The organism is Streptomyces iconiensis (assembly GCF_028657195.3).
GTDB classification, from domain to species: domain Bacteria; phylum Actinomycetota; class Actinomycetes; order Streptomycetales; family Streptomycetaceae; genus Streptomyces; species Streptomyces iconiensis.
Window position 1 is genome coordinate 109,550 of sequence record NZ_JANCPR020000010.1, and the last position, 19,871, is coordinate 129,420.

Annotated in this window: 17 protein-coding genes; 1 reads left to right on the top strand and 16 read right to left on the bottom strand. The window is 69.8% G+C overall.

Features of this window, described 5'->3' with window-relative positions:
- Positions 1-20: 20 nt before the first annotated feature.
- The 5 genes from rfbD to NMN56_RS12465 are packed head-to-tail and all read right to left on the bottom strand — an operon-like array spanning position 21 to position 5,477.
- Entirely contained in the window at positions 21-899 is an 879-nt protein-coding gene (gene rfbD / locus NMN56_RS12445; RefSeq protein WP_274040102.1) for a dTDP-4-dehydrorhamnose reductase, read from the bottom strand.
- Positions 899-1,573 (bottom strand): RraA family protein, encoded by a 675-nt coding sequence (locus NMN56_RS12450; protein WP_274040103.1) that lies wholly within the window; start codon positions 1,571-1,573, stop codon positions 899-901. Before NMN56_RS12450 ends, rfbD begins: the two co-directional genes overlap by 1 nt.
- A 46-nt stretch (positions 1,574-1,619) precedes the next feature.
- The gene (locus NMN56_RS12455) at positions 1,620-3,542 is read right to left on the bottom strand and encodes a transketolase family protein (RefSeq protein ID WP_274040104.1); all 1,923 of its coding nucleotides are present in this window, start codon (positions 3,540-3,542) and stop codon (positions 1,620-1,622) included.
- A 35-nt stretch (positions 3,543-3,577) separates the two neighbouring features.
- A complete protein-coding gene (locus NMN56_RS12460) occupies positions 3,578-4,390 on the bottom strand; it encodes an SDR family oxidoreductase (protein ID WP_274040105.1) in 813 nt (270 codons plus the stop codon).
- Positions 4,391-4,394: 4 nt separating this feature from the next.
- A complete protein-coding gene (locus NMN56_RS12465) occupies positions 4,395-5,477 on the bottom strand; it encodes an N-acetylneuraminate synthase family protein (RefSeq protein ID WP_274040106.1) in 1,083 nt (360 codons plus the stop codon).
- A gap of 158 nt (positions 5,478-5,635) precedes the next feature.
- Here NMN56_RS12465 and NMN56_RS12470 point away from each other — a divergent pair, with 158 nt between their 5' ends.
- Positions 5,636-6,679: a helix-turn-helix transcriptional regulator gene (locus tag NMN56_RS12470; RefSeq protein WP_274040107.1), complete on the top strand. Its 1,044-nt coding sequence runs from the start codon at positions 5,636-5,638 to the stop codon at positions 6,677-6,679.
- 177 nt (positions 6,680-6,856) lie between these two features.
- Here the strand turns inward: NMN56_RS12470 and NMN56_RS12475 are convergent, their stop codons facing one another.
- From NMN56_RS12475 to NMN56_RS12525, 11 genes are all read right to left on the bottom strand, one after another.
- A complete protein-coding gene (locus tag NMN56_RS12475) occupies positions 6,857-7,855 on the bottom strand; it encodes a quinone oxidoreductase family protein (protein ID WP_274040108.1) in 999 nt (332 codons plus the stop codon).
- Positions 7,743-9,239: a methylaspartate mutase gene (locus tag NMN56_RS12480; RefSeq protein WP_274040109.1), complete on the bottom strand. Its 1,497-nt coding sequence runs from the start codon at positions 9,237-9,239 to the stop codon at positions 7,743-7,745. The genes NMN56_RS12475 and NMN56_RS12480 overlap by 113 nt, the downstream gene beginning before the upstream one ends.
- Positions 9,236-9,769, bottom strand: coding sequence for a cobalamin-dependent protein (locus NMN56_RS12485; RefSeq protein ID WP_274040110.1), 534 nt, complete (start codon positions 9,767-9,769; stop codon positions 9,236-9,238). Before NMN56_RS12485 ends, NMN56_RS12480 begins: the two co-directional genes overlap by 4 nt.
- 121 nt (positions 9,770-9,890) lie before the next feature.
- A complete protein-coding gene (locus NMN56_RS12490; RefSeq protein ID WP_274040111.1) occupies positions 9,891-10,910 on the bottom strand; it encodes a stearoyl-CoA 9-desaturase in 1,020 nt (339 codons plus the stop codon).
- 722 nt (positions 10,911-11,632) lie between these two features.
- A complete protein-coding gene (locus tag NMN56_RS12495) occupies positions 11,633-12,961 on the bottom strand; it encodes an aspartate aminotransferase family protein (RefSeq protein WP_274040112.1) in 1,329 nt (442 codons plus the stop codon).
- A gap of 114 nt (positions 12,962-13,075) precedes the next feature.
- Positions 13,076-13,393: a hypothetical protein gene (locus tag NMN56_RS12500; RefSeq protein ID WP_274040113.1), complete on the bottom strand. Its 318-nt coding sequence runs from the start codon at positions 13,391-13,393 to the stop codon at positions 13,076-13,078.
- Positions 13,394-13,522: 129 nt separating this feature from the next.
- On the bottom strand, positions 13,523-13,828 hold the full coding sequence (locus NMN56_RS12505; protein ID WP_274040114.1) for a hypothetical protein: 306 nt from the start codon (positions 13,826-13,828) through the stop codon (positions 13,523-13,525).
- Between the two features lie 460 nt (positions 13,829-14,288).
- Positions 14,289-15,854 (bottom strand): hypothetical protein, encoded by a 1,566-nt coding sequence (locus NMN56_RS12510; protein ID WP_274040115.1) that lies wholly within the window; start codon positions 15,852-15,854, stop codon positions 14,289-14,291.
- 87 nt (positions 15,855-15,941) lie between these two features.
- The gene (locus NMN56_RS12515) at positions 15,942-16,679 is read right to left on the bottom strand and encodes a hypothetical protein (RefSeq protein ID WP_274040116.1); all 738 of its coding nucleotides are present in this window, start codon (positions 16,677-16,679) and stop codon (positions 15,942-15,944) included.
- A 58-nt stretch (positions 16,680-16,737) separates the two neighbouring features.
- The gene (locus NMN56_RS12520) at positions 16,738-17,835 is read right to left on the bottom strand and encodes a hypothetical protein (protein WP_274040117.1); all 1,098 of its coding nucleotides are present in this window, start codon (positions 17,833-17,835) and stop codon (positions 16,738-16,740) included.
- Positions 17,836-18,373: 538 nt separating this feature from the next.
- Positions 18,374-19,864: a UbiD family decarboxylase gene (locus NMN56_RS12525; protein WP_274040118.1), complete on the bottom strand. Its 1,491-nt coding sequence runs from the start codon at positions 19,862-19,864 to the stop codon at positions 18,374-18,376.
- Positions 19,865-19,871: the final 7 nt, after the last annotated feature.

Below are 19,871 nucleotides of genomic sequence, written 5' to 3' on the forward strand. Positions count from 1 at the left end.
ATTCCGCGCGGTCTTGTGGGTCAGTGCAGGGCGCAGAACCTCTTCAGCGCGTCCCGCCAGTGCGGCAGGGTCAGCCCCAGAGCCGCCATCCGCCCGGTCGCCAGCGACGAGTCACGCGGCCTGCCTCCGGCGAAGCCGCACTCCACCATGGCGAGCGGCTTCGGCTCCGGCATGCCGGGGCGCTCTTCGCACAGCGCCAGCCCGACGTCGTACCAGCTCGCCGTACCGGCGTTGGCGACATGGACGGTGCCGCTGACCTGCTCGGGGCGCGTCAGCAGGAACGTCAGCGCGCGTGCCAGGTCGGCGGTGTACGTCGGAAGGCTGTACTGGTCGGCGATCAGGGCTGCCGGTTCGCCGGCCGCGCCCTGCTGGAGCGCGGCCAGTACGACATCCACGCGCGCGTCGGCGCCGCCGAACAGCCAGGACGTGCGTACGGACAGCGCCTGGTCGCCCAGCAGGGCGCATATGCGTTCGCCGGCCAGCTTGGTCAGCCCGTAGACGCTCAGCGGGCTGGGGATGTCGGTCTCCCGGTAGCCGCCCTCGGGCGGGTCCGCACCGTCGAAGACGTAGTCGCTGGAGATGTACACCAGCCGGCTCCCGGTGCGCCGGCACGCGTCGGCGACGTTGCGTACGCCCGCCACATTGACGCGCAGCGCCAGCGCGGGGTCACGTTCGCAGTCGTCGACGACGGCGTGCGCCGCCGTGTGGACGACGACATCGGGGCGGAAGGACTCGATGGAGGCGCTGACCGCCGCCGCGTCCGCGATGTCGAAGTCCCTGGCCGAGACGGCGCGCAGCTCCCAGTCCCCGGCCACCGGGTCGGTGGCCAGCGCCCCGGTGAGGGCCGTGCCCAGCATGCCGTCGCCCCCGGTCAGATACAGCCGGGTGGGGGCTCCCATCACAGGTGCCCGAACTCTTCGAGCAGCTCAAGCACGGTGGCACCGGAGGAGATCTTGTCCCGGATGGTGCGCTCCTTGCCGATGTTCAGGCGCGTGCCCTCCAGCACGTCCTCGGCGAGCGCGGGCGGTACGACGGCGACGCCGTTCTCGTCGGCGACGAGGATGTCGCCCGGGTTGATCACCTGGCCGCCCACCACGACGGGCACATTGACCTGGACCGGCTCGGTGCGGTCGTGCACGGCGGTGGGCGAGGGGCGCGGGACGGTCGACTTGTACCAGAGCGGGAAGTTCAGGTCCCGGATCTCGTCGACGTCGCGCACGGCACCGTCGACGATGCCCGCGCTGATCCCGGCCTTGAGGGAGAGGGTCGACATCAGCCCGCCCCACATGGCGGTCAGCGGGGTGCCGTGGCAGGCGACCACGATGATGTCGCCCGGCTGGGCCCTGGCGAGCACGGGCATGCAGTCAACGAGGTCGTCGATGGAGAGGTTCACGGTGAGCGCGGGGCCGACGACCTTGTGCTCGTGACGGACCGTCTGGAAGCCGCCGATCGCGCCGACCCGGCGGCGCGCGTCCGTCACCAGGCAGCTGGGGCTGTACTCGTTCAGGACCTCGCGGAACGCGTCCATGGTCTTCTGCGGCGGCCGTACGAGGTCGTTGTAAACCGTTTCCATCAGCGCGTACTCCTGTATTCCTCTGGTCAGCTGTGGTCAGTGGTGGTCAGCGGGTTGCGGCGGCGGGTCCGGTACGGAGCGCGCCCGCGAGGTCGGCGGCGGCGAGGCCGTGGGCCGCGAGGGTCTCGGCCGGGGTGCCGCAGCGGGGTACCTCGGTGAGGCCGATCCCGTGGAAGCGGGGGGCCTGTTCGAGGCCCAGTTCCAGCAGGGCGCGGCCGACGGTGTCCGCCTGGCCGCCCCGCGTGTAGTGGTTCTCGACCACGGTCAGCGTCCGGGCCCCGGACGCCAGTTGGGCCAGCCACTCGGGGTCGGCACGGTTGAGCCAGGGCAGTTCGACGACCGTCAGCTCCACGCCCTCGGCGGCCAGCAGACGGGCGGCGTCCAGCAGTTGGCCGAGGACGACGGGCCCCGCACCGACGGCGACGGTGCTGCCGCCCTCCCGTACCACCCGGCCGCGTCCCACGTGCAGCGGCGGTGCGGGCAGTGCGGCGACCTCGCCGCCGACGGGCCCGCTGACCAGGCGGAGGTAGACGCTCTCCGCTGCCGTCGCGCAGAACTCGACGGCGGCCCTGACCCCGGCACCGTTGGCCGGCTCCAGGATCAGCAGATCCGGTACGGCGCCGAGCGCGCTGACATCGCGTACGGCCTGGTGGGAGTGGCCCGGTGCGGCGGGGACCAGCCCGGCGAGCGAGCCTGTGTAGACGACCCGCCGGTTCTCCGTCGCGTTGTTGTAGATCTGTTCGTTGGGCCGGGAGTGCAGGAAACAGGAGAAGGAGTGGACGAACGGCAGCTTCCCGCCGGCCGCGAGGCCGCCCGCCATGGACACCATGTCCTGCTCGGCGATCCCGCATTCGAAGAAGCGGTCGGGGAACTCCTCGGAGAACGGGATGAGTCCGGTGTCGAGCACCAGATCGGCGTCGAGCGCCACGACCCGCTCGTCCCCGCGTGCCAGCTCCGCCAGCGCCTCGCCGTACACCTGCGGCAGCCGCTCGGCCAGCGGGTCGGCCGCCGGTACGGTCTCTGCCGCCGCCTCCTCGGTGCGCAGCTGCCCCAGTCCGTGCCGGGAGAGCACTTCGGCCGCTGTGGCGCTGAGTTCGGCGTAGGCGGCGCGGTAGTCCTCGGCGGAGGGAGCACCGCTGTGGAAGCGGTACATCCACTCGCCCTCGCGCAGTGAGGTGGTGGCGGCGAAGGTGTCGCAGCCCGCGCCCTTGACCGTGTCCGCGATGATCACGGCGGGGCCTTCGGGGAAGCTCTCCGCGCGCTTGCGGAAGGCGGCCTCCAGCTCCAGCGGGTCGTTGCCGTCGCAGCGCAGCGTTCCCCAGCCGAAGGCCCTGAACTTCGCCTCCAGGTCGCCGAGATCGCTGACGTCCGCCACCCAGGTGTCGGACTGGATCTTGTTGTGGTCCACGACAACGGTCAGTTCGTGCATCCCGTGCCTGACGGCTCCGGCGAGCGCCTCCCAGTTCTGGCCCTCCTGGAGTTCCCCGTCTCCTGTCAGCACGTAGATCCTGCGGTCCAGTCCCCGCAGCCGGTCGGCGAGCACCAGTCCCTTGGCCTTGGAGACGCCCATACCGAGCGAGCCGGTGTTGAACGGCATGTGCGGGGTGTGCACATCGGGGTGCCCCGGCAGTCCGTCGAGACGGCGCAGCCGGTGCACGAGGTGTTCGTCGAGCGCACCCAGGCCGATCAGGGCCGCGTACAGGCCGGGTGCGTCATGGCCCTTGGAGGAGAAGTACACGTCGCCGTCGGCCTCGAAAGGCCGCCGCATCTCGTGCAGATGGAGGTGGGTGACGATGTCGGCCGCGCTGAAGCTGGAGCCCAGGTGTCCCGATCCGGCCCGCTTGATCATGTAGAGGGTGTTGATCCGGCTGAGCGCGCTCACGGCACGCGAGCGGTCGTACGGCTCGGGGATGCCCTCCCGTACGCGGGTGAACTCGGCCGTCGGCACCCAGTGCAGGGTGGTGGTCATGGCTGACTCCGTTGGTCTGTTGGCTCGGGGGTCCTTCACCAGCACACGAACCCGCCGTCGACGACGAGTTCGGTCCCGGTGACGTACCGGCTCATGCCGGAGGCGAGGAACAGCATCGGGCCGACGAGGTCGTCCTCCGTTGCCATGCGCCCCAGCGGGACCCGGGCGACGAACTTCTCCCGGAACCGCCGGTCCTGGCCGCCGAGCACACCGCCGGGCGACAGCGTGTTCACCCGGACTCCGCACGGCCCCCAGAGCGTGGCCAGATAGCGGGTCAGCGCGGCGACCGCTGCCTTGGACATGCCGTAGGCGGGCGGCTTGAGGAACGGCGGGTCCATCTCGATGTGGTCGTAGAAGCGGGGGTCAGGGGCGACGATCCCGTACAGCGAGCCGATGTTGATCACCGAACCGTGCCCGCGCCTGGCCATCTCCGTCCCGAAGACCTGGCATGTGCGCAGCACACCTGCCGCGTTGACGTCCAGGACCGCGCCTGACAGCTCCTCGGGGATGTCCTCGAAGAGCCAGCCGCCGCTGCCCGCCGACGGCGGCTGGTCGAGCCCCGCGTTGTTGACGAGGACGCCGGGCGGGCCCAGCCGGGCCAGGCAGGTGCCGAGGGCGTCCTGGAGGCTGGCCCGGTTGGTGACGTCGGCCTGCTCGAAGACGAACTGGCCGGCGTCCTCCTCCTGCCCGTACCCGGCGAACTCCTCGATCGTGCTGCCGTCGGGCTTGGTGCGGTCGAGCCCGAAGACATCGGCCCCCGCCTGGAGGAACGCCTTGGTCCATACCCTGCCGAGCCGGCCTCCCACCCCCGTGACCACTGCGGTGCTTCCGGTCAGGCCGGTCAGCACGCGCTCAGCCCGTCCGGCTGATGCCGGCGGCGACGAGTGGCTCGTCCAGCAGCTCGGGGGTGAAGTCGCCGTCGGCGTCCAGCGGTTCCCGCAGGGTGCGGCCCAGCACCTCGTCGAGCCGGTACGGCTTCATGCCGTCGCCCGGCGACTTGGCGATGACGTCGTCGGCCGTGACGGTGTGGCCGGCCGGCAGATCGCGGACCGCCACCAGCTTCTTGCCCATCTTGCGCACGGCGGGAGCCTCGTCCTCGCTGCACACCTTCTCGGGGGAGCCCAGCGACCTGTGCACGCGGTCCAGGGAGACGGTCAGGTCGGCCAGCAGCGACGGGTCCAGCGAGAAGTGATGGTCGCTGCCGGGGCGGCTCTGGTCGAGGGTGAAGTGCTTTTCGACCACCCTGGCGCCCACCGCGTACGCCAGGCAGCTCGCCTCGTTGCCCAGGTCGTGCCCCGAGAAGCCGATGACCACGTCGGGGAACTCGCGCCGATAGGTCTCGATCACCGACAGGTTGAGGTCGTCGGCGCCGGCCGGGTAGACGGCGGTGCACTGGAGCAGCGCCAGCCGGTCGTTGATCGGCAGGATGGTCTCCACCGCCTGCCTGACCTCCTCCATCGACGCACCGCCGGTGCTGACGACCAGGGTCTTGCCCGTCTTCGCCGCGTAGGCGAGGAGCGGGGTGTTGGTCAGATCGGCCGAGGCGATCTTGATGGCCGGCAGATCGATGTCGACCAGGAAATCAACGGACGGCATGTCGAAGGCCGTCGAGAAGAAATCGATGTTCAGCTCCTGGGCCAGCTTCGCCAGGTGCAGATACTCGTCGCGTCCGAACTCCAGGAATTCCCGGTGCTCGCCGTATGTGGCGCCGTAGCTGTTCCTGCCCGTGTAAGGCCGGTTGTACATCTCACGGGTGAACAGTGCCTTGTTGTCACGCTTCTGAAGCTTGGCGGCCGAAGCACCCGCGGCAGCCGCCTGCCGGAAAAGCTCTTCCGCTTTCTCCAGACTGCCCTCGTGGTTGTGGCCGATCTCGGCGATGACATAAGCGCCCGTGTCGTCGGCTACACGTCGGCCTGATATCTCAAGTTCGCGCATACCTGTGCCGTCTTCCTTCCAATTCCGGATTACTCGACGACAATTCATGGAACCGAGAGCAATACTGCCATCGCCGGGGTGCCGACAAAAGAATTACCGGGACTATGACGCTGTCCTAAGATGGCCAGTCCACTAGTGGACTCGGACGGAACGGGCACATGACATCCTTAAACGGGCCAAAAGCTAATGAACTGGACACCGCCTGCATTGCCGCGTACGACCACGCCGTACGGCAGGGGGTCTTCACCAACAGCGAGATCGCCGAGCAACTCTCGTGCGACGCCGCCGAGGTGTCCCGCATTCGGAAGGTACTGACCGACCAGCGTCTGCTGGTCTGCTGCGGGCTCGACCAGCCGGCCGTCCCCGCCAGCCCTGAGCTGGCCGAGGCCGAGCTGTCCGCCGAACTGGAAGCGGACATCGCCGAGCGCAGGCAGCGGATAGTGATGATCCACCGCCAGATGCGCTCACTGACACCTATCTACCGCAAACACTGGCAGGCGCCGTTCCCCTCCGGGGGTTCGCGGCTGATCGAGGACCCGGCGGAGGTGCGGCGCGAACTCGCGGCTGCCACCCGCAAATGCGCCCAGGAGGCGTTCACCGTGCAGCCTGGCGGCGGTCGCAGCCCGGGGACGCTCAACGAAGCGGTCGCCCGTGACACCGCGATGCTGGAGCGCGGCGTCAGCATGCGCATCCTCTACCAGCACACCGCGCGGGCGAGCCTGGCCACCCGTACCTATGTGCGCAAGGTCTCCGACGTGGGCGCCGAGGTACGCACGGCCGACGAGATCTACGAACGGCTGATCATCTTCGACCGGGCCGTTGCCTTCGTCCCCCAGCAGCGCAAGGACGGCGGTGCGCCCGGTGCCGCGATCGTCACCGATCCGACGATCGTCCTCTTCCTGTGGAACCTGCACGACAAGATGTGGGCCGCGGCACGCCCCTACGATCCGTCCGAGGTCGAGTACACCAGCACCTCGGACGAGATCAAGACCTCGATACTGCGGCTGATGGCCACCGGCCTCAAGGACGACGTCATAGCCCGCAGGCTCGGCATGGCAACCCGCACCTGCCGCCGCTACATGGCGGGCATCATGGACGAACTCGGCGCCACCAGCCGCTTCCAGGCCGGAATGCGGGCCACGGCACTGGGCCTGGTGAAACGAGATCCCGGCCTCCCCGTGGAAAGCGGGGCTCCCGACTGACCCAGCCTCCGCACCGTGTGGCCGTCGGCAACACCGACGGCCACACCCGCGACGGCACTCGGTCCTCAACGGCAGCGGTTCGCCACGCACCCGTGCTCAACTCCTGGCGCACACACGGCGCTTGACCCGGCGAGGTGGTCGCCGGCTGCCCCGGCGGGGCCGTGTCCCGCCCGGTGCTCAGGGGAGCAGCAGCAGCTTTCCTGTCGTGGAACGCGCCTCCAGCAGCCGGTGCGCCTCCGCCGCGCCCTCCAGCGGCAACTCCCGCGAGATCAGCGGGCGGAGCGCGCCGGCGGCGCACAGAGCGAAGACCTCAGCCGCCCGGGACCGCAGCGCCGCGCTGTCCCGTACATGGTCAGCGAGCTTCGGCCGCGTCACGTACAGCGAACCGCCCGCGCGCAGCGCGCCCGTATCGAGCGGCGGGACGGGCCCGCTGGAGGCGCCGCACAGCACGAGCATGCCGCGGGGTCCCAGTGCGCCCAGGCTGTCCCCGAACGTGTCGGCGCCCACGGAGTCGTAGACGACCCGCGCACCGGCGCCGCCGGTCAGTTCCCGCACCCGCTCGGCGAAGCCCGCATAGCGCAGGGTGTGCCGGGCGCCCGCCTCCCGTGCCACCTTCTCCTTCTCGTCGCTGGACACCACGGCGATCACCGTCGCGCCCCGGTGCGCCGCCAGTTGCACCAGCAGCCGTCCGAGGCCGCCTGCGGCTGCCAGCACCACGACCGTCTCGCCCGCGCCGACCGGATGTGTGTCATGTGTCAGATAGTGCGCGGCCAGCCCCTGGAGCAGCACGGCGGCGGCGTCACGCGCCGTCACTCCGCCGGGCACGGGTACCAGCTTGCCCGCCGGCACAGCCGCGGTCTGCGCGTAGGCGCCCCTGTGGGTCGCATAGGCCACCGTGTCGCCCGCCGCGAAGCCACTCACGCCCTCGCCGGTCGCGAGGACCGTACCGGCGGCCTCCTGGCCCGGGACGAAGGGCAGTTCGCTGGCGTAGCTGCCGTCGCGGTAGTACACGTCGATGAAGTTGACGCCCACCGCAGCGTGCCGCACCAGAACGTGCCCCGCTTCAGGCGCTTTCCGCTCCGGCTCCCCAGCCTGACCCGGCCCCCCTGCCTGCTCCGGCTCCTCGACCACGAGCTGCTCCGGCCCTCCCGGCTTGTGCACGCGAACGGTCTTCACGGGGTCCTCCCAGGGGGTTGGCCTGCGTATCTCGGGCAGCGGTCTCGCCGAACAGCAGAGGGAAGTAGTTGATGTCCGCTGTGAGTTCGGCCAGCAGCGAGCCGATCTCCGGCGCCGTGCCCGAGCCGGAGCGCAGTTGCTCCCGGTGGCGGCGCAGGCTGCTCGGGGAGAGCGGCAGCCGGCCGGCGGAGAGATAGCGGATCGCTCCCGAGGGGTCCCGTCTGGGGATCACCTCGGACCGCGCGTGCTTGCTGGCGCTGAACGGGATGTCGAGCCGGCCGTCGGCGAATGCCTCGGCCACGGCGGCCTGGGTGCCGGGCCGTTCGAGCACCGGCTCCACGATCTCCGCCACCTCCGTCAGTATCCAGTCGAGCTCCTGGGCGGTCTGCTCCTCGTCCGGAGTGACGAAACCGAGCAGCGGTGAATTGGCCCGCTGGGCCAGCCGGATCCCGGCCGCGTTCGCCGCGGCGTCCGGGATGCCCAGCGCCTCCTGGTAGGTCTTGTTGAGCATCTTGGAGGCGCCACCGAGCCGTGCGACCAGCGCGCCGTAGAGGATCAGGTCCTCGGCGTGGTGACGCTCCTGGGGGAAGACCCCCATGAACTCGTGGAACACCGCGTGCACGTCAGCTCCGGCCGGCACATAGCGCCTGGCCAGCAGCGGGATGGCGCGCAGCGCGGCAACGTCCTGGGCGACGTGCCCGCTCTGCGGATAGGCGACCGAGATGCACCGCACACCGGCGCGCGCGGCCAGCACCGCCTCCAGGACGCTGATGGCGAGGCTCACGGAGGGCGGGATCAGCACGGCGGTGAGGGTGCCGAACAGCTCCCGGTCGACGATCACTCCCAGCTCGGCCAGCTCGCCGCAGCGCCGGTCCACCGCCTCCCAGGCGGCGAGCGAATCGGCGAGCGCCACGTCCTTGGAGTAGGGCAGGTTGTACGAGATACCGCCGCCTTCGAACGAGGTGATGCCGGATGCCACCGTGACCTCGAACATCAGCCGCGCGTCCGGGGAGCCGTGCCGGATCTGCAGCGGCGCCCGTACGGATTCGTTCAGCTCCCTGCCGCGCCGCCAGCCGTGCGCCACCAGCGGGTACCCGTTCAGTTCGCGCGGGCTGAGATGGGCGAGCCTGCGTGCACGCTCGAACTCGCCCAGCCGGGTGTGCGAGTCGATGGTGAGCGTGAGCAGATCGGGTGCGCCCTGCGCCTCCAGCTCTCCCAGCAGCTCGTACATGGCGTCATGGCCGCCCACGCCGCAGCGCGGCTGTACGGCCACCCGGCCGGTGTCGCGGGAGCGGGCCAGCACCTCGGCAGCCGACTCCTTGCCCAGCGAGCGGATATAAGCGACCGACTCCTCCAGCGGCGGGATCCCTGTGCTGTCCGTCATGACGCGGCGCGCGAGCGGGCAGCGGCCCTCCGCAGGTCCGCAACCCTCCGCAGGTCCGCGGCCCGCCGCTCGTCCCGCAACCGGTCGAGTACGGCGGGGAGTTCGGCGGGGTCCCCGAGTATGTGGTCGACCCCGAGCGCGTACAGCCGCTCCAGCGTGGCCTTCTCCTTGTGGCTGCCCACCGAGAGGTTGCCCCCGAGCACCACGGGGCAGGGGATCGCGCCGGACTCCTTGGCCTTCGGCAGGTCCCGCAGGTCCTCCTGAGCATGGCCGTTGAGGCTCCCGATGACGACGGCCTCCACCTCCGGATGCTCGGCACAGGCAGCCGCGAACTCGCTCACGGGAGTGCAGGTGCCCAGGTTGATCACCTCGAAGCCGAGGCTGCGCAGGGAGTGGGCGATGAGGTGGTTGGCCACGGCGTGCGCATCGCTCGCCGCGACACCGAGAACGACCGACCTGCGCTGCTGGTTCAGCTGGCTCTGAGTGCCCCGGCGGTCCTGATCGTGCCGGTGCGACGGCTGCTCTGTCATGGCGATCCGTTCCTGATAGCTGTTCCTGTCGGTGGTGGCTCGTCAGTCATCGAAAGCGGCGCATGCCCGTCGTTGGTCGAACGTCGCGTGCCCGTCGTCGGCCGAGCGCCGCACGTTCCCGTCAGTCGTCGAAAGCGGCGAAGAGTTCCCGCTTGCTCACCGAGGCCAGGCGCGTGGCGTTGTACTCGTCCGGGTCGGCTGCCGCCAGTGAGTCGAAGACCCGGTTGATGGCGGGTACGAGCCCCCAGACGTGCTCGTAGCCGGGCCAGCCGCGGTGTCCCGTCTCCAGGTCACGCTGCCGGGCGAAGAGGTAGTCGTGCCACTCCCTGCTCGACGGGTACCTGTGGTGGAAGTCGTGCACGACGGTGTCGCCCGTGAGCACCAGGTAGCGGGTGGGAGCGTGCAGGAAGAGCATGCGCACGCTCCACCGGCACCACGCTCCCGCACCCCCGCCGGCGGGTGCCGCCTCACCGATGAATATGGCGTTGGTCAGGCCGGCGAAGTACTCACGGCCCTTGCGTACTTCGGCCTCCCTCGAAGGGAAGGTGTGTTTGACGCAGAGCCGCAGGATGTTGCTCATCTGGAACAGCGGAATCAGCGGCACGCACCACACCACGAGGAAAGCGGCCCAGGTACCGGTGGCGACGGTGGCCCCGAGCACGCCCCCGTACAGCAGCCCCGCCGTCACCTTCTCGACCGGCGCCGAGGCGGTCCAGAAGGACCGCGCCCGTGCGACAGCGAACCGGAGGTGGAAGAGCGGCGAGAACACCTTGCCGAGTACCCGCCGCCACATCTCGTCCCGCGTCATCCCCGGCGCCAGGCCCAGGCTGATCAGGAACGCCTGCACCGTGGGATCGCGCAGGGTCATGTGGTGGACGGCATGGTGATCGGCCACATGTTCCCGGCAGTAGCGCTCGAAGTTCTGGATCACCAGAAGCGCGGCGGCGGCCCGGCCGATCACGGTGTCGGGCGTACGGCGCCGGTACATATTGCGGTGCGCGCACTGGTGGAAGATCATCATGCGCAGATTGCGCATGCCGTGCAGGGTGATCCCCCAGCCGACCGGCAGCAGCAACAGCCACCAGCCCCCCAGGACCCATAGAGCGGTGGCGAGTGCCGTGCCGGCCGCCAATGCGCCCACGGCGGCGAGGAGATGATAGGTCGGCGTCCAGCGAGGCGGTTTCTGACCCGGGAGCGGTTTTCCGGTCAGCAGAGTCAGCCGGTGCTGAAGAAAGCCGGGCAGGGCCCGCATTGACTCACGGGGCTCCACTCCCCCAGCGCTTTCATGAACCGATGCTGCCCGTGCTGACTCCGCCACCGTTCCGCCCCTCTCGGCATTCCCGTCACACCGCCCGGAAAAGCGTTCTCAGGCCCGGCCACGCAATCTGGATCGCGCCGGACCGAACTCGCTCAGTCCCAGCCGGTGTCTTCGCCTGATCCGGGTGCATACGGACGGGGAACGTCCCATCCCGTATCACCGGCACCGTTCTCTCCCGTGCTCTTGGCGAACGGCCGCTGACTGTCCCAACCTGTGTCACCGGGACCCAAAAGCACGAACGCTGCCCCGCCCACGATCAGTGCGGGAGAGATTGCCGCGACTACGGCTCTGGAAATACGACTGCCAGACATCTTCTGCCCCCCATAGAACGACTACTCGTCGATCACCCATGAATTGCCGGCGGCTCAGATACTGCCATCAACGGACAGCCCGCAGCGCCGACATTCAGCGAAGTACGGTGGCCTCAAAGGGACTGACCAGAAGTGGACATGGACAGAACGGGCAGCTGGCCACTGACGGCCGGGGCGTAAAAGGGGCGGGGAGGCGGCGCTTCCACGGCTCTCACCAGGGAAGGCGTCGCCTGCTCAGCGCGCGGCGGCGGCCTCGTGGAGCGCCTGGTCCAGGAGGCTCAGGCCCAGCGACAGCTCCTCCTCTGTGGCGGTCAGCGGCGGTGCCATCCGCAGGACGCCGCCCATGCTGGGCAGTTGAACGATGTTCATGTGCAGGCCGAGTTCGAGGCAGCGCTTGGTGACCCTGACGCCCAGCTCGTTGGAGGTCCGCTTCGTACCGCGGTCGGTGACGAGTTCCAGCCCGGCCAGCAGGCCCCGGCCGCGGATGTCGCCGACGACCTCGTGCCGCCCGGCGATGTCCACCAGGCCCTGACGGAGGAAAGCGCCGAGCGACCGCGCGCGCTCGTCGAGCCGTTCGCCGGTCAGTACGTCGAGGACGGTGTTGCCGACGGCCGCGACCAGCGGGTCGGACACGTGTGTGGTGAGGAACAGGAACCCCCGCTCGTACGCCTCCTGTTCGATCTGCTCGCTGGTGACCACGGCCGCGAGCGGGAATCCCGCACCGAGCGTCTTGGACAGCGTGAGGATGTCGGGACCGATGCCGTCACGCTCGAACGCGTACCAGGTCCCCGTACGGCACAGGCCGGTCTGGGCCTCGTCGAGGATCAACAGCATGCCGCGTTCCCTGCACTTCTCCCGCAGGGCAGCGAAGTACCCGACGGGCGGCTCGATGATCCCGCCCGAGCTGAGTATCGGTTCGACGAGGCACGCTGCCAGGCTGCCGGTCGACTGCGCGTCGACCAGGTCGAAGGCGAAGTCCAGTTGGCGGCGCCAGTCCAGGGACCCGTCGTCCGTGGTGAAGTCGGGCCGGTATGTGTTCGGCGTCGGGATGGCGAGGTTGCCGGGCGCCACCGGGCCGTAACCCTTGCGGCCCGCGCTGTAGGTGGCGGAAGCGGCAGCCTGCGTCATGCCGTGCCAGGACCGCACGAAGGAGACGATCTCGTGCTTGCCGGTGACGAGCTTCGCCATCCGTATCGCGGCCTCGTTCGACTCGGCTCCGGTCGTCAGCAGCATCGCCTTCTCCAGCGGCGCGGGCAGCGTACCGGCCAGCCGCCGGGCGAGGTCGACCACCGGGCGGCTGAGCATGCCGCTGAAGAGGTGGTCGAGGGAGGTGACCTGCCGCTGAACGGTGGCGACGACCTCCGGGTGCGAGTGGCCGAGTATCGCGCTCATCTGGCCCGAGGTGAAGTCCAGGATCTTCCTGCCGCCCTCGGTGAACAGGAAACTCCCGGCGGCGTGGTCGATGATCTCCGGCGTGAACTCGCCGCCGTAGCGCACGAGATGCCTCCCGGCATCGGCCCAGAAGGTGTCGGTGGACATCGGTGCGGTGGTCGAGGCAGCCATGGCCACGACCGTAGGTCGCGTAGGACGGACACGTCCATCTCCCGACCCCGGCTGCCCTGTGCGGCAGCCCGGACCCGCACGGCAAGAAGGGGCGGCCCGCCTGCCCGCGCCCGCCTACGGCCGCTTCGGTGCCCGGCGGGTACGCCGCTGGGGAGCGGCGCGCCGCGCCGTCGGCGGGGTCGCTCGGCGCTCGGAGCGCGGGGTCGAACAGGTGGGGCAGAAGTAGCCGAAGGTCTGGATGAACGTCCAGCCCTGTTCCTTGATGTAGTCGGCGGCCTCGGCTCCACTGTGGGTGATGTGGCCGATCACGTCTTCCTCGATCGGCGGCGGCGAGGTCTCGATCACGAGGTCGAACACGGCACGCGTACCGCAGTCCGCCGCATCGCAGGCGAGATAGAACCTCACCAGCCCCGGCCCCTTGCCATCCGTCATCAGACTCATCCTCTACGCATAGCACTGCGAACGGGACGCCGGGGCCCGCTTCCCGGAAATGGGATGCGGGCCCCGGCTCAGGCACCACGCCCGGCAGCGGCGACGGGCGGTCGGCGGTCGGCGGTCGGCTCAACTGCCGCAGGTGTGCTCGCAGTCGCCGTAGTTGTCGAAGTACTCGTCGCGGCGGAGCGGTGCGCGCTCCTGGTCGGCCATGACGCACATGCCCTGCGCCCTGTCGTAGTACCAGCGCACCTCGTCCTGGGAGATGGTCCCCCAAAGGGTGGGGTCGCACTGGCTGTTGATCGCCTGCGCGTGACCCCGCGCCGAGGCGTGCTGCGAAGGTGCCGCGGTCGCGTGCGCGGGCGAGGGTGCGAGTACGGCTCCGGCAGCGGCGACGACGGCGAGGGCGGTGAGGGACTGCTTGAGGTGGTTCATGGTCTTTCTCCTGAAGGATGTCGCTGATGAGGCTGATGCCGAATTGGCTGCTGCCATGTTCCTGACTCTTTGTGCGGACGCTGAGGGAAGGGGAGCCGAGGGAAGGGGAGCCGAGGGAAGGGGATACGTATCGGGTGCGTGTCCTTTCCGCTGTTCTTCCGGCACCGGCCAGGGCAAAACCCGCGCCGCCGCCCGTTGGCCCTGTCGGGTGGAACGGGAGCCGCCGGAGCGCTCACGACGGCGATACGGCAGAAATCCCGCGCCGTTCGGAACGGAGGGCTCAGTCGCCCCGTACGTACGCCGACGCCGACCCGGCGCCGAGGGCGGCATCGAGGCCCGGCGCTTGAGCCCGATGCTTGAGCCCGGTGCTTGAGGCCGGCAGCCGGAAGCCCCGGCCGGTCCTGACGGGCCGGCCGGGGCCGGCGGCCCGACCGGGGCCGCACGGTGGCGGAACGCGGGCTCAGCTTCGGGGTGGCCTGGTGCCGCTGATCGGGGTTCCGGGGGCGAGACCCTCGTCCCGGGTGTCGCCGTCGGCGGGGTCGTAGGCCGTGTCCGGCGCGTTGTCCGGGGTCGAGGGGCTGGGGCGGAAGGACTGGCAGCGATTGATCTCGGTCTGCGTCATGGAGCCGTGCCGCTGGTAGAGCCGGTCCGAGGCGATACGGGAGGGGCCGTCGAAGGCGGCGAAGGTGCGGTAGACGTCGGGCTCCTTGTCTCCACCGGACTTGGTGGGAGTGGTGAACCGGCCCTCGACGCGCTCACGCGCCGCCTGCACCTCGGCCCAACTCGCGTGCCCCTTGGGCGTGATCACATCGATGGTGCGGCTGCTGCTGCGGGTCCACTGCCACGGCTGGCCCTTGACCCGTTCCCAGGCGGCGGCGAAGTGGAGTGCGGCCTTGCCCACCTCCGATTTCTTCGCCTTCCCGACAGCCGCCGAAGGGCGCTTTTCGGCCTGGCTCACCTCGTTGGTCACATCGGTCGGCTCGTCGGGCACGATCCCGTCGGTGGAGGAGTTCTCAAGGAATTGCGGCCTGGCGCTCTGCGAAATGCTGTCGAAGGACCGTTCCTTGTAGGTGATCTCCCTGGTGTCCTTCAGCGCGGCCGACTGACCGTCATCGCTGAACGTGCAGTTGATGTACACCTCGCCCACGGGCCTCGGCTTGGCGTAGTAGCCGTAGGAATACCGCTGGTCGATGGCGAAGGCGCAATCCGCGTCAGCGGCGCACTTCGCGACCGCGGTGCCGACATCCTCCGGATCATTCCCCTTGTACGCCCTGGCAGGTGGCAGGTTGTTCTTGGCGACGGACTTGTCGACCTTGAGGGGCAGTTGTTCCGCGCGCACGGCGGCGATCATGGGGTGGCACGCCGCGTTGACCGTGGTCTTACCGCCCGACCCGTTGTCGATCTGGTCGGTGGGGAGCACGAAGGAGACCTTGGGGTCGTTCTGCGTCGCGGTCACTTCGACGGCGGCGCCGTCCTTGTCCGAGCTTTGCCAGTTGGCCTTACCGACCTTCTCGTCCTGTCCCGTGAATTGCGGTGCGGGAACGTTCGTCTTCCACTGCTCCTTGTCCTCGATCTCCATGGCCAGCGGGAGCTCGGTGCGCTGCTTGGGCTTGTCGCCCTTGGGGCAGTTGGGATCGGTAGTAGGGCTGTACTCGAAATGGACCCTGACCTTCGATCCGCTTTTGACGCCCCACAAGCGCGTGTAGAACTGGCCGGGGTCCGTCTTGCCGCGCACGGCGTCGATCCGGGCGGCCTGCTCCTTGGCGTCCTGCCTGTCCGCTCTCCCGGGTCCGGGTCCGACAACCAGCCCGCCCTTCTTCTTGTCCGCCGACCCCCAGTACCAGGGGCGATCGTCGCTGTGGTGAGAAGTCCCCGTCACGGGCGGCTGGGAGAAATGCCCGTTGACGACGGGCACGGGCACCCAGTTCTGCTCGTGGCCCGGCTGAGCGGCGGCCTGGGCCGTGAGGCAGGTGCCCGCGGTCATCGTGGCGGCGACGGCGACCGCCGCGCGTGTGCACTTTCGCACTGTGGTGTTCACCTTCTGTCGTGCGCGGTCGCCGCCCGTCAGGGGGCGACCGCGCGAGGAGCGTGGTGTGTGAGAGGCGGGCACGCCTCAGGGGTTCTGCTGACCGCCGCCCTGACCTTGATCCTGGCCTTGGCCTGTCGCCTGCTTGCCGGCGCAGTGCTTCCAACGGGGGTCGAAGTGGTAGACGCCCTCGGGGTACGGAGCCAGCGCGTCGTTGGTCGCCCGGCACATGGCGGCGATGCCCTGCTCCGGCTCTGTGTGGCGCTGCTTCTGCCCCTCCTTGAAGCCCTCGACCTTGCCCTCCATGCCCTCTTGGCCCGAAGCCTGGTGTCCCTGGGCGTCGTGGAGCCCGTGGATGCTGTCCACGCAGGAGGAGAGGGACGGCGCGGCGGCGGTCTGGGCGCCGTCTGCCGGGCTGCCACTCGGGCTGGGACTCGCACCGGGGCCGCTGTCCGGTGTGCAGTGCTTCAGGCGGGCTTCCGTCTTCTGCTTCTGCTGGCAGGTGGGCGACTGCTGCGCCTGCGGATCGGTGTTCTCGCAGGGGTTCTTCTGGCCGATCGAGGGCTGGCTCGGCTGGGGTGCGCTCGGTTCGGGCGCCGACGGCGTCGGTGGGACGGGTACGGGCGAGGCGGGAGGCGGTGAGGGCTGGGCGGCGGCCGGGGCCGCGGCAGCGGGGACCGGGCTGCCGGTCATGAGCGCGGCCAGGATGCCGGCTCCCGCCAGCGCGAGCGCCAGTGCCGCGAGCCAGGAACGCCGTCCCCGCACGCAGCGGCCGACCGCGTCCGCGACGGTGGCGCTGCGGCCGTCACTGTGAGGAAGTTTCATGTCGTCTCCGGGTGTTGGCGTCCTCGGGAGCGACGCCGGGAAGTGTGAGGGGCGGGCATCAGCCGCGGGCCAGCGGCGTGCGATCGGTGTTCTCGGGGCGCTGGCCGGGGATGAGGCTGCCGTCGACGGCCAGATCGCCGCGCACCGGCCGGTGGTTGGGCATGGGCCTGGTGGTCGGCCGGTCGTCGCCTGGGCCCGTCAGCTGGGAGCTGTCGCCGGCGGCCGGCCGTGCCCGGTTCATCCAGCGAGCACCGCCGCTGTTGTCCTCGTCCCCCTCCTCGGGGTTCGTCTGGCCGCTCTGCTGGCCCTTGTCCTTGCACTTCTGAGACGGGAACGTCTGGGCGACGACATTGCTGGAGTTCACCGTCGAGGGCGTGTCCACGGCGATGCCCTGCACCTGCTTGTCCTTGTCCACCTGCAGCGTCCCCTTGACGCGGGACATGGCCTGTTCGACGCCGAAGGAGAGCACCTTGCCGGAGCGCACGGTGAAGGTGTGTGTGGTGGTCTCCTTCACCGTCTGCGTCCAGCTCTTGCTGAAGGTCGCCTTGAAGGCGGCGGTGAAACTCGCCTTCATACCTACGTGGACGCTGTCCTTGGCGCCGACATGGGCGGTGTTCTTACCGGCCGCTGTGGCGGACGCCTTGGAGCTGGCCTTCGATGTCGAGGAGGAGTTGGCCTTGGCACTGTGCGGGGACCACGTCTGGTTGGTCGACTCCGTCGCGTTCTCCTTGGTGGCCGAGCCCGAGACCTCGGCGGTGTCGTCGAAGGTCATCTCGGCGGTGTTGTCGACGGTGCCCTCGATGGTCGCCGAACCGGAGATCTCACCGCCGATGTTGTCGGTGGAACTGGAGGTCAGCTCCACCTCCCGCTCCACCTTGATCGGGTCGTCGGTGCAGTTCTCCACCGTGTTGCCGACCGAGGTCAGTGCGGTGGTGTACTCCGTCGGCTCCTTGTCGAGGATGAACCGGCACCGTGAGGACGCCCTCTTCCCCTCGGCGTCGGCGCACAGTTTCGTCAGCGAACGGGGGTCCTTCACCGGCCGGTTGCCGTCATAGGCACGCACCTGCGGAACCGGCGGCTCGCCACCCCCTCCCCGCGTGGCGCCTGGTGTCGCCGTCGCGGGTGTCGCGGCAGCGGAGAGTGCCAGCACGGACAAGGCCGCGGCCAATTGCCTCGGACGCCCCAGGCCAGGGACCGGTCGTCCCCGGGACATCGCGAATTCGGGCATGGAAGCTCCAGTTCACGGGGTTTGCTCTGATACCGGAAACCGCTCCGACAGGCGGCCCGCCCACCACGGACGTCACACACACGCCGCGGTCGGGAACGCGGGGTTCCGGCGCATCGACGTGCACAACGTAGAAGAGTTATGCACCAATCGCGCGTTTCACCGGCCAACCCAGTCCCGTTCTCACGCAGATGGCCGCACCCCTGCCCCCCGCAACCCGGTGACGGCGCCAACTTCCGTACCTGCCTACGAAAACGCCGCCAGCCCCGACCCGGCCCCAGGTCCGCAGACCGGGCGCTCACCAGGACCCGCACACCCGCGCCCGCGCGCCAGGCACACCCGTGTGTGCCCGGTGCGCGAGGGCCGCTGAGTGACGGGGAACTTCCTTACGGGTCAAGCGGCTTGGGGCGCCCCGACTGCCGCCGCCTTGCCCGTCACCCTCATTGACGCCGGGGGACGGCGCCACCGCTCACCGGTAGCCGTACGCCGCCCAGTTGGCGAGGACACGCTCTCGCAGCGCGCGGGGGTAGGAGGTGTGGAAGGAGGCCGTGGTGCCGCGGTGTGAGCCGTGGAACTGCTCCGGCTGAAGACAGCTGACGACCGACTTGCCTCCGCGCGCCGCACGGGCTTCCCCTGAGGTCAGGTACGGCACCATCGGAATGCCGGGGGCCTCGGGGAAGGGGTAGCTGCCCGTGGTGGGGTGATGGCGGGTGGCCAGGGCCCAGACGACCTGGTCGATGTCGGTGATGTCGATGTCGTTGCCGACGAGCACGACCTTCGGTACCAGCCACCCGGCGTGCGAGGCGAACAGCACCTCGGCGATGTCCCGTACCAGCTCGGCTTCCGTCGTCCGGCGTTCCGCGAGCCGCGCGAGATCGACGGACAGGACGATCCAGCACGTCGCGGCCTCGTAGGAGCACCAGGCCATGTCGATGGGCAACTGCGCGGCGCGCAGCACGTCCAGGGCCGCTGCCGAGATCATCGTGCCCCAGATGGTGTGGTTCTCCTCGGGCGGCAACCCCGCGGCGCAGACGGGGAGAACCGGGTCGTCCCGGTAGGTCACCGCCTCCACATGGAAGACCGGCTGCTGCTTGCTCTCGGCGAAGGCGTAGCCGTGGTACTCCCCCATCGGGCCTTCAGGCGCCGTCTCGTCCTGGCTGAGGTACCCCTCCAGCACGATCTCGGCGTCGGCGGGCACATACAGGCCGTTGGTCTCCGTCCTGACCACCTCGACAGGGTGGCCGGTGAGCGCGCCGACGTAGCCGTCCTCGTTCACATGCGCAGGCAGCGGCATTCCGGCTGCTGCCAGCGCGGCCGGCGGTGCGCCGAGGACCATGGCCCAGGGCGTGGGCTCTCCGCGCTCGCGCCACATCGCGTGGACCATGCCGATGTGCTGCTGGGGCATCGCGGGGCCGACGAGCGTGTTGCGGTCGTGCAGCATGGTGCGGGCGACGGACCAGCTGGTCCAGTCGCCTTCGGGGCTGCGCACCACATGGAACCCGTAGGTGCCGAAGTACCGCCCGCCGTCCTCCTGGTGCAGCAGCGGCACCGGGAACTCCTCCAGGTCGACCGCGTCCCCCGTCCTGATGTTCTGCTTGCAGGGGGCCTCGGTCACGACGGTGGGTTCGACGGGCCGCGCGTGCATGGCGGCGACCAGCTTCTCCACGATGGCGCGCGGCGCCGACTCCCGCGGCAGGCCGAGGTGTGCGGCGAGCCGCCCGTGAACGCCCTTGTCCTCACTGCTCAGTCCAGCGGGCGCGCCCAGAATCCGGAAGCCGGGTGCTGAGCCTGTCAGTGAGGTGAAGAGCGGCGCCGGCGCCCTCGTCTCGTAGGCCCTCCGCGTCACGGCGCCCACTTCGAGGTGCGGGTCGACGGGTGTGTCGATCGCCACCGCGTCCCCGACGGCGAGCAACTCGTCGAGAAACGCGCGGAAATGGAGAGCCGAGTCCTGCTGTGCCATGGGTGTT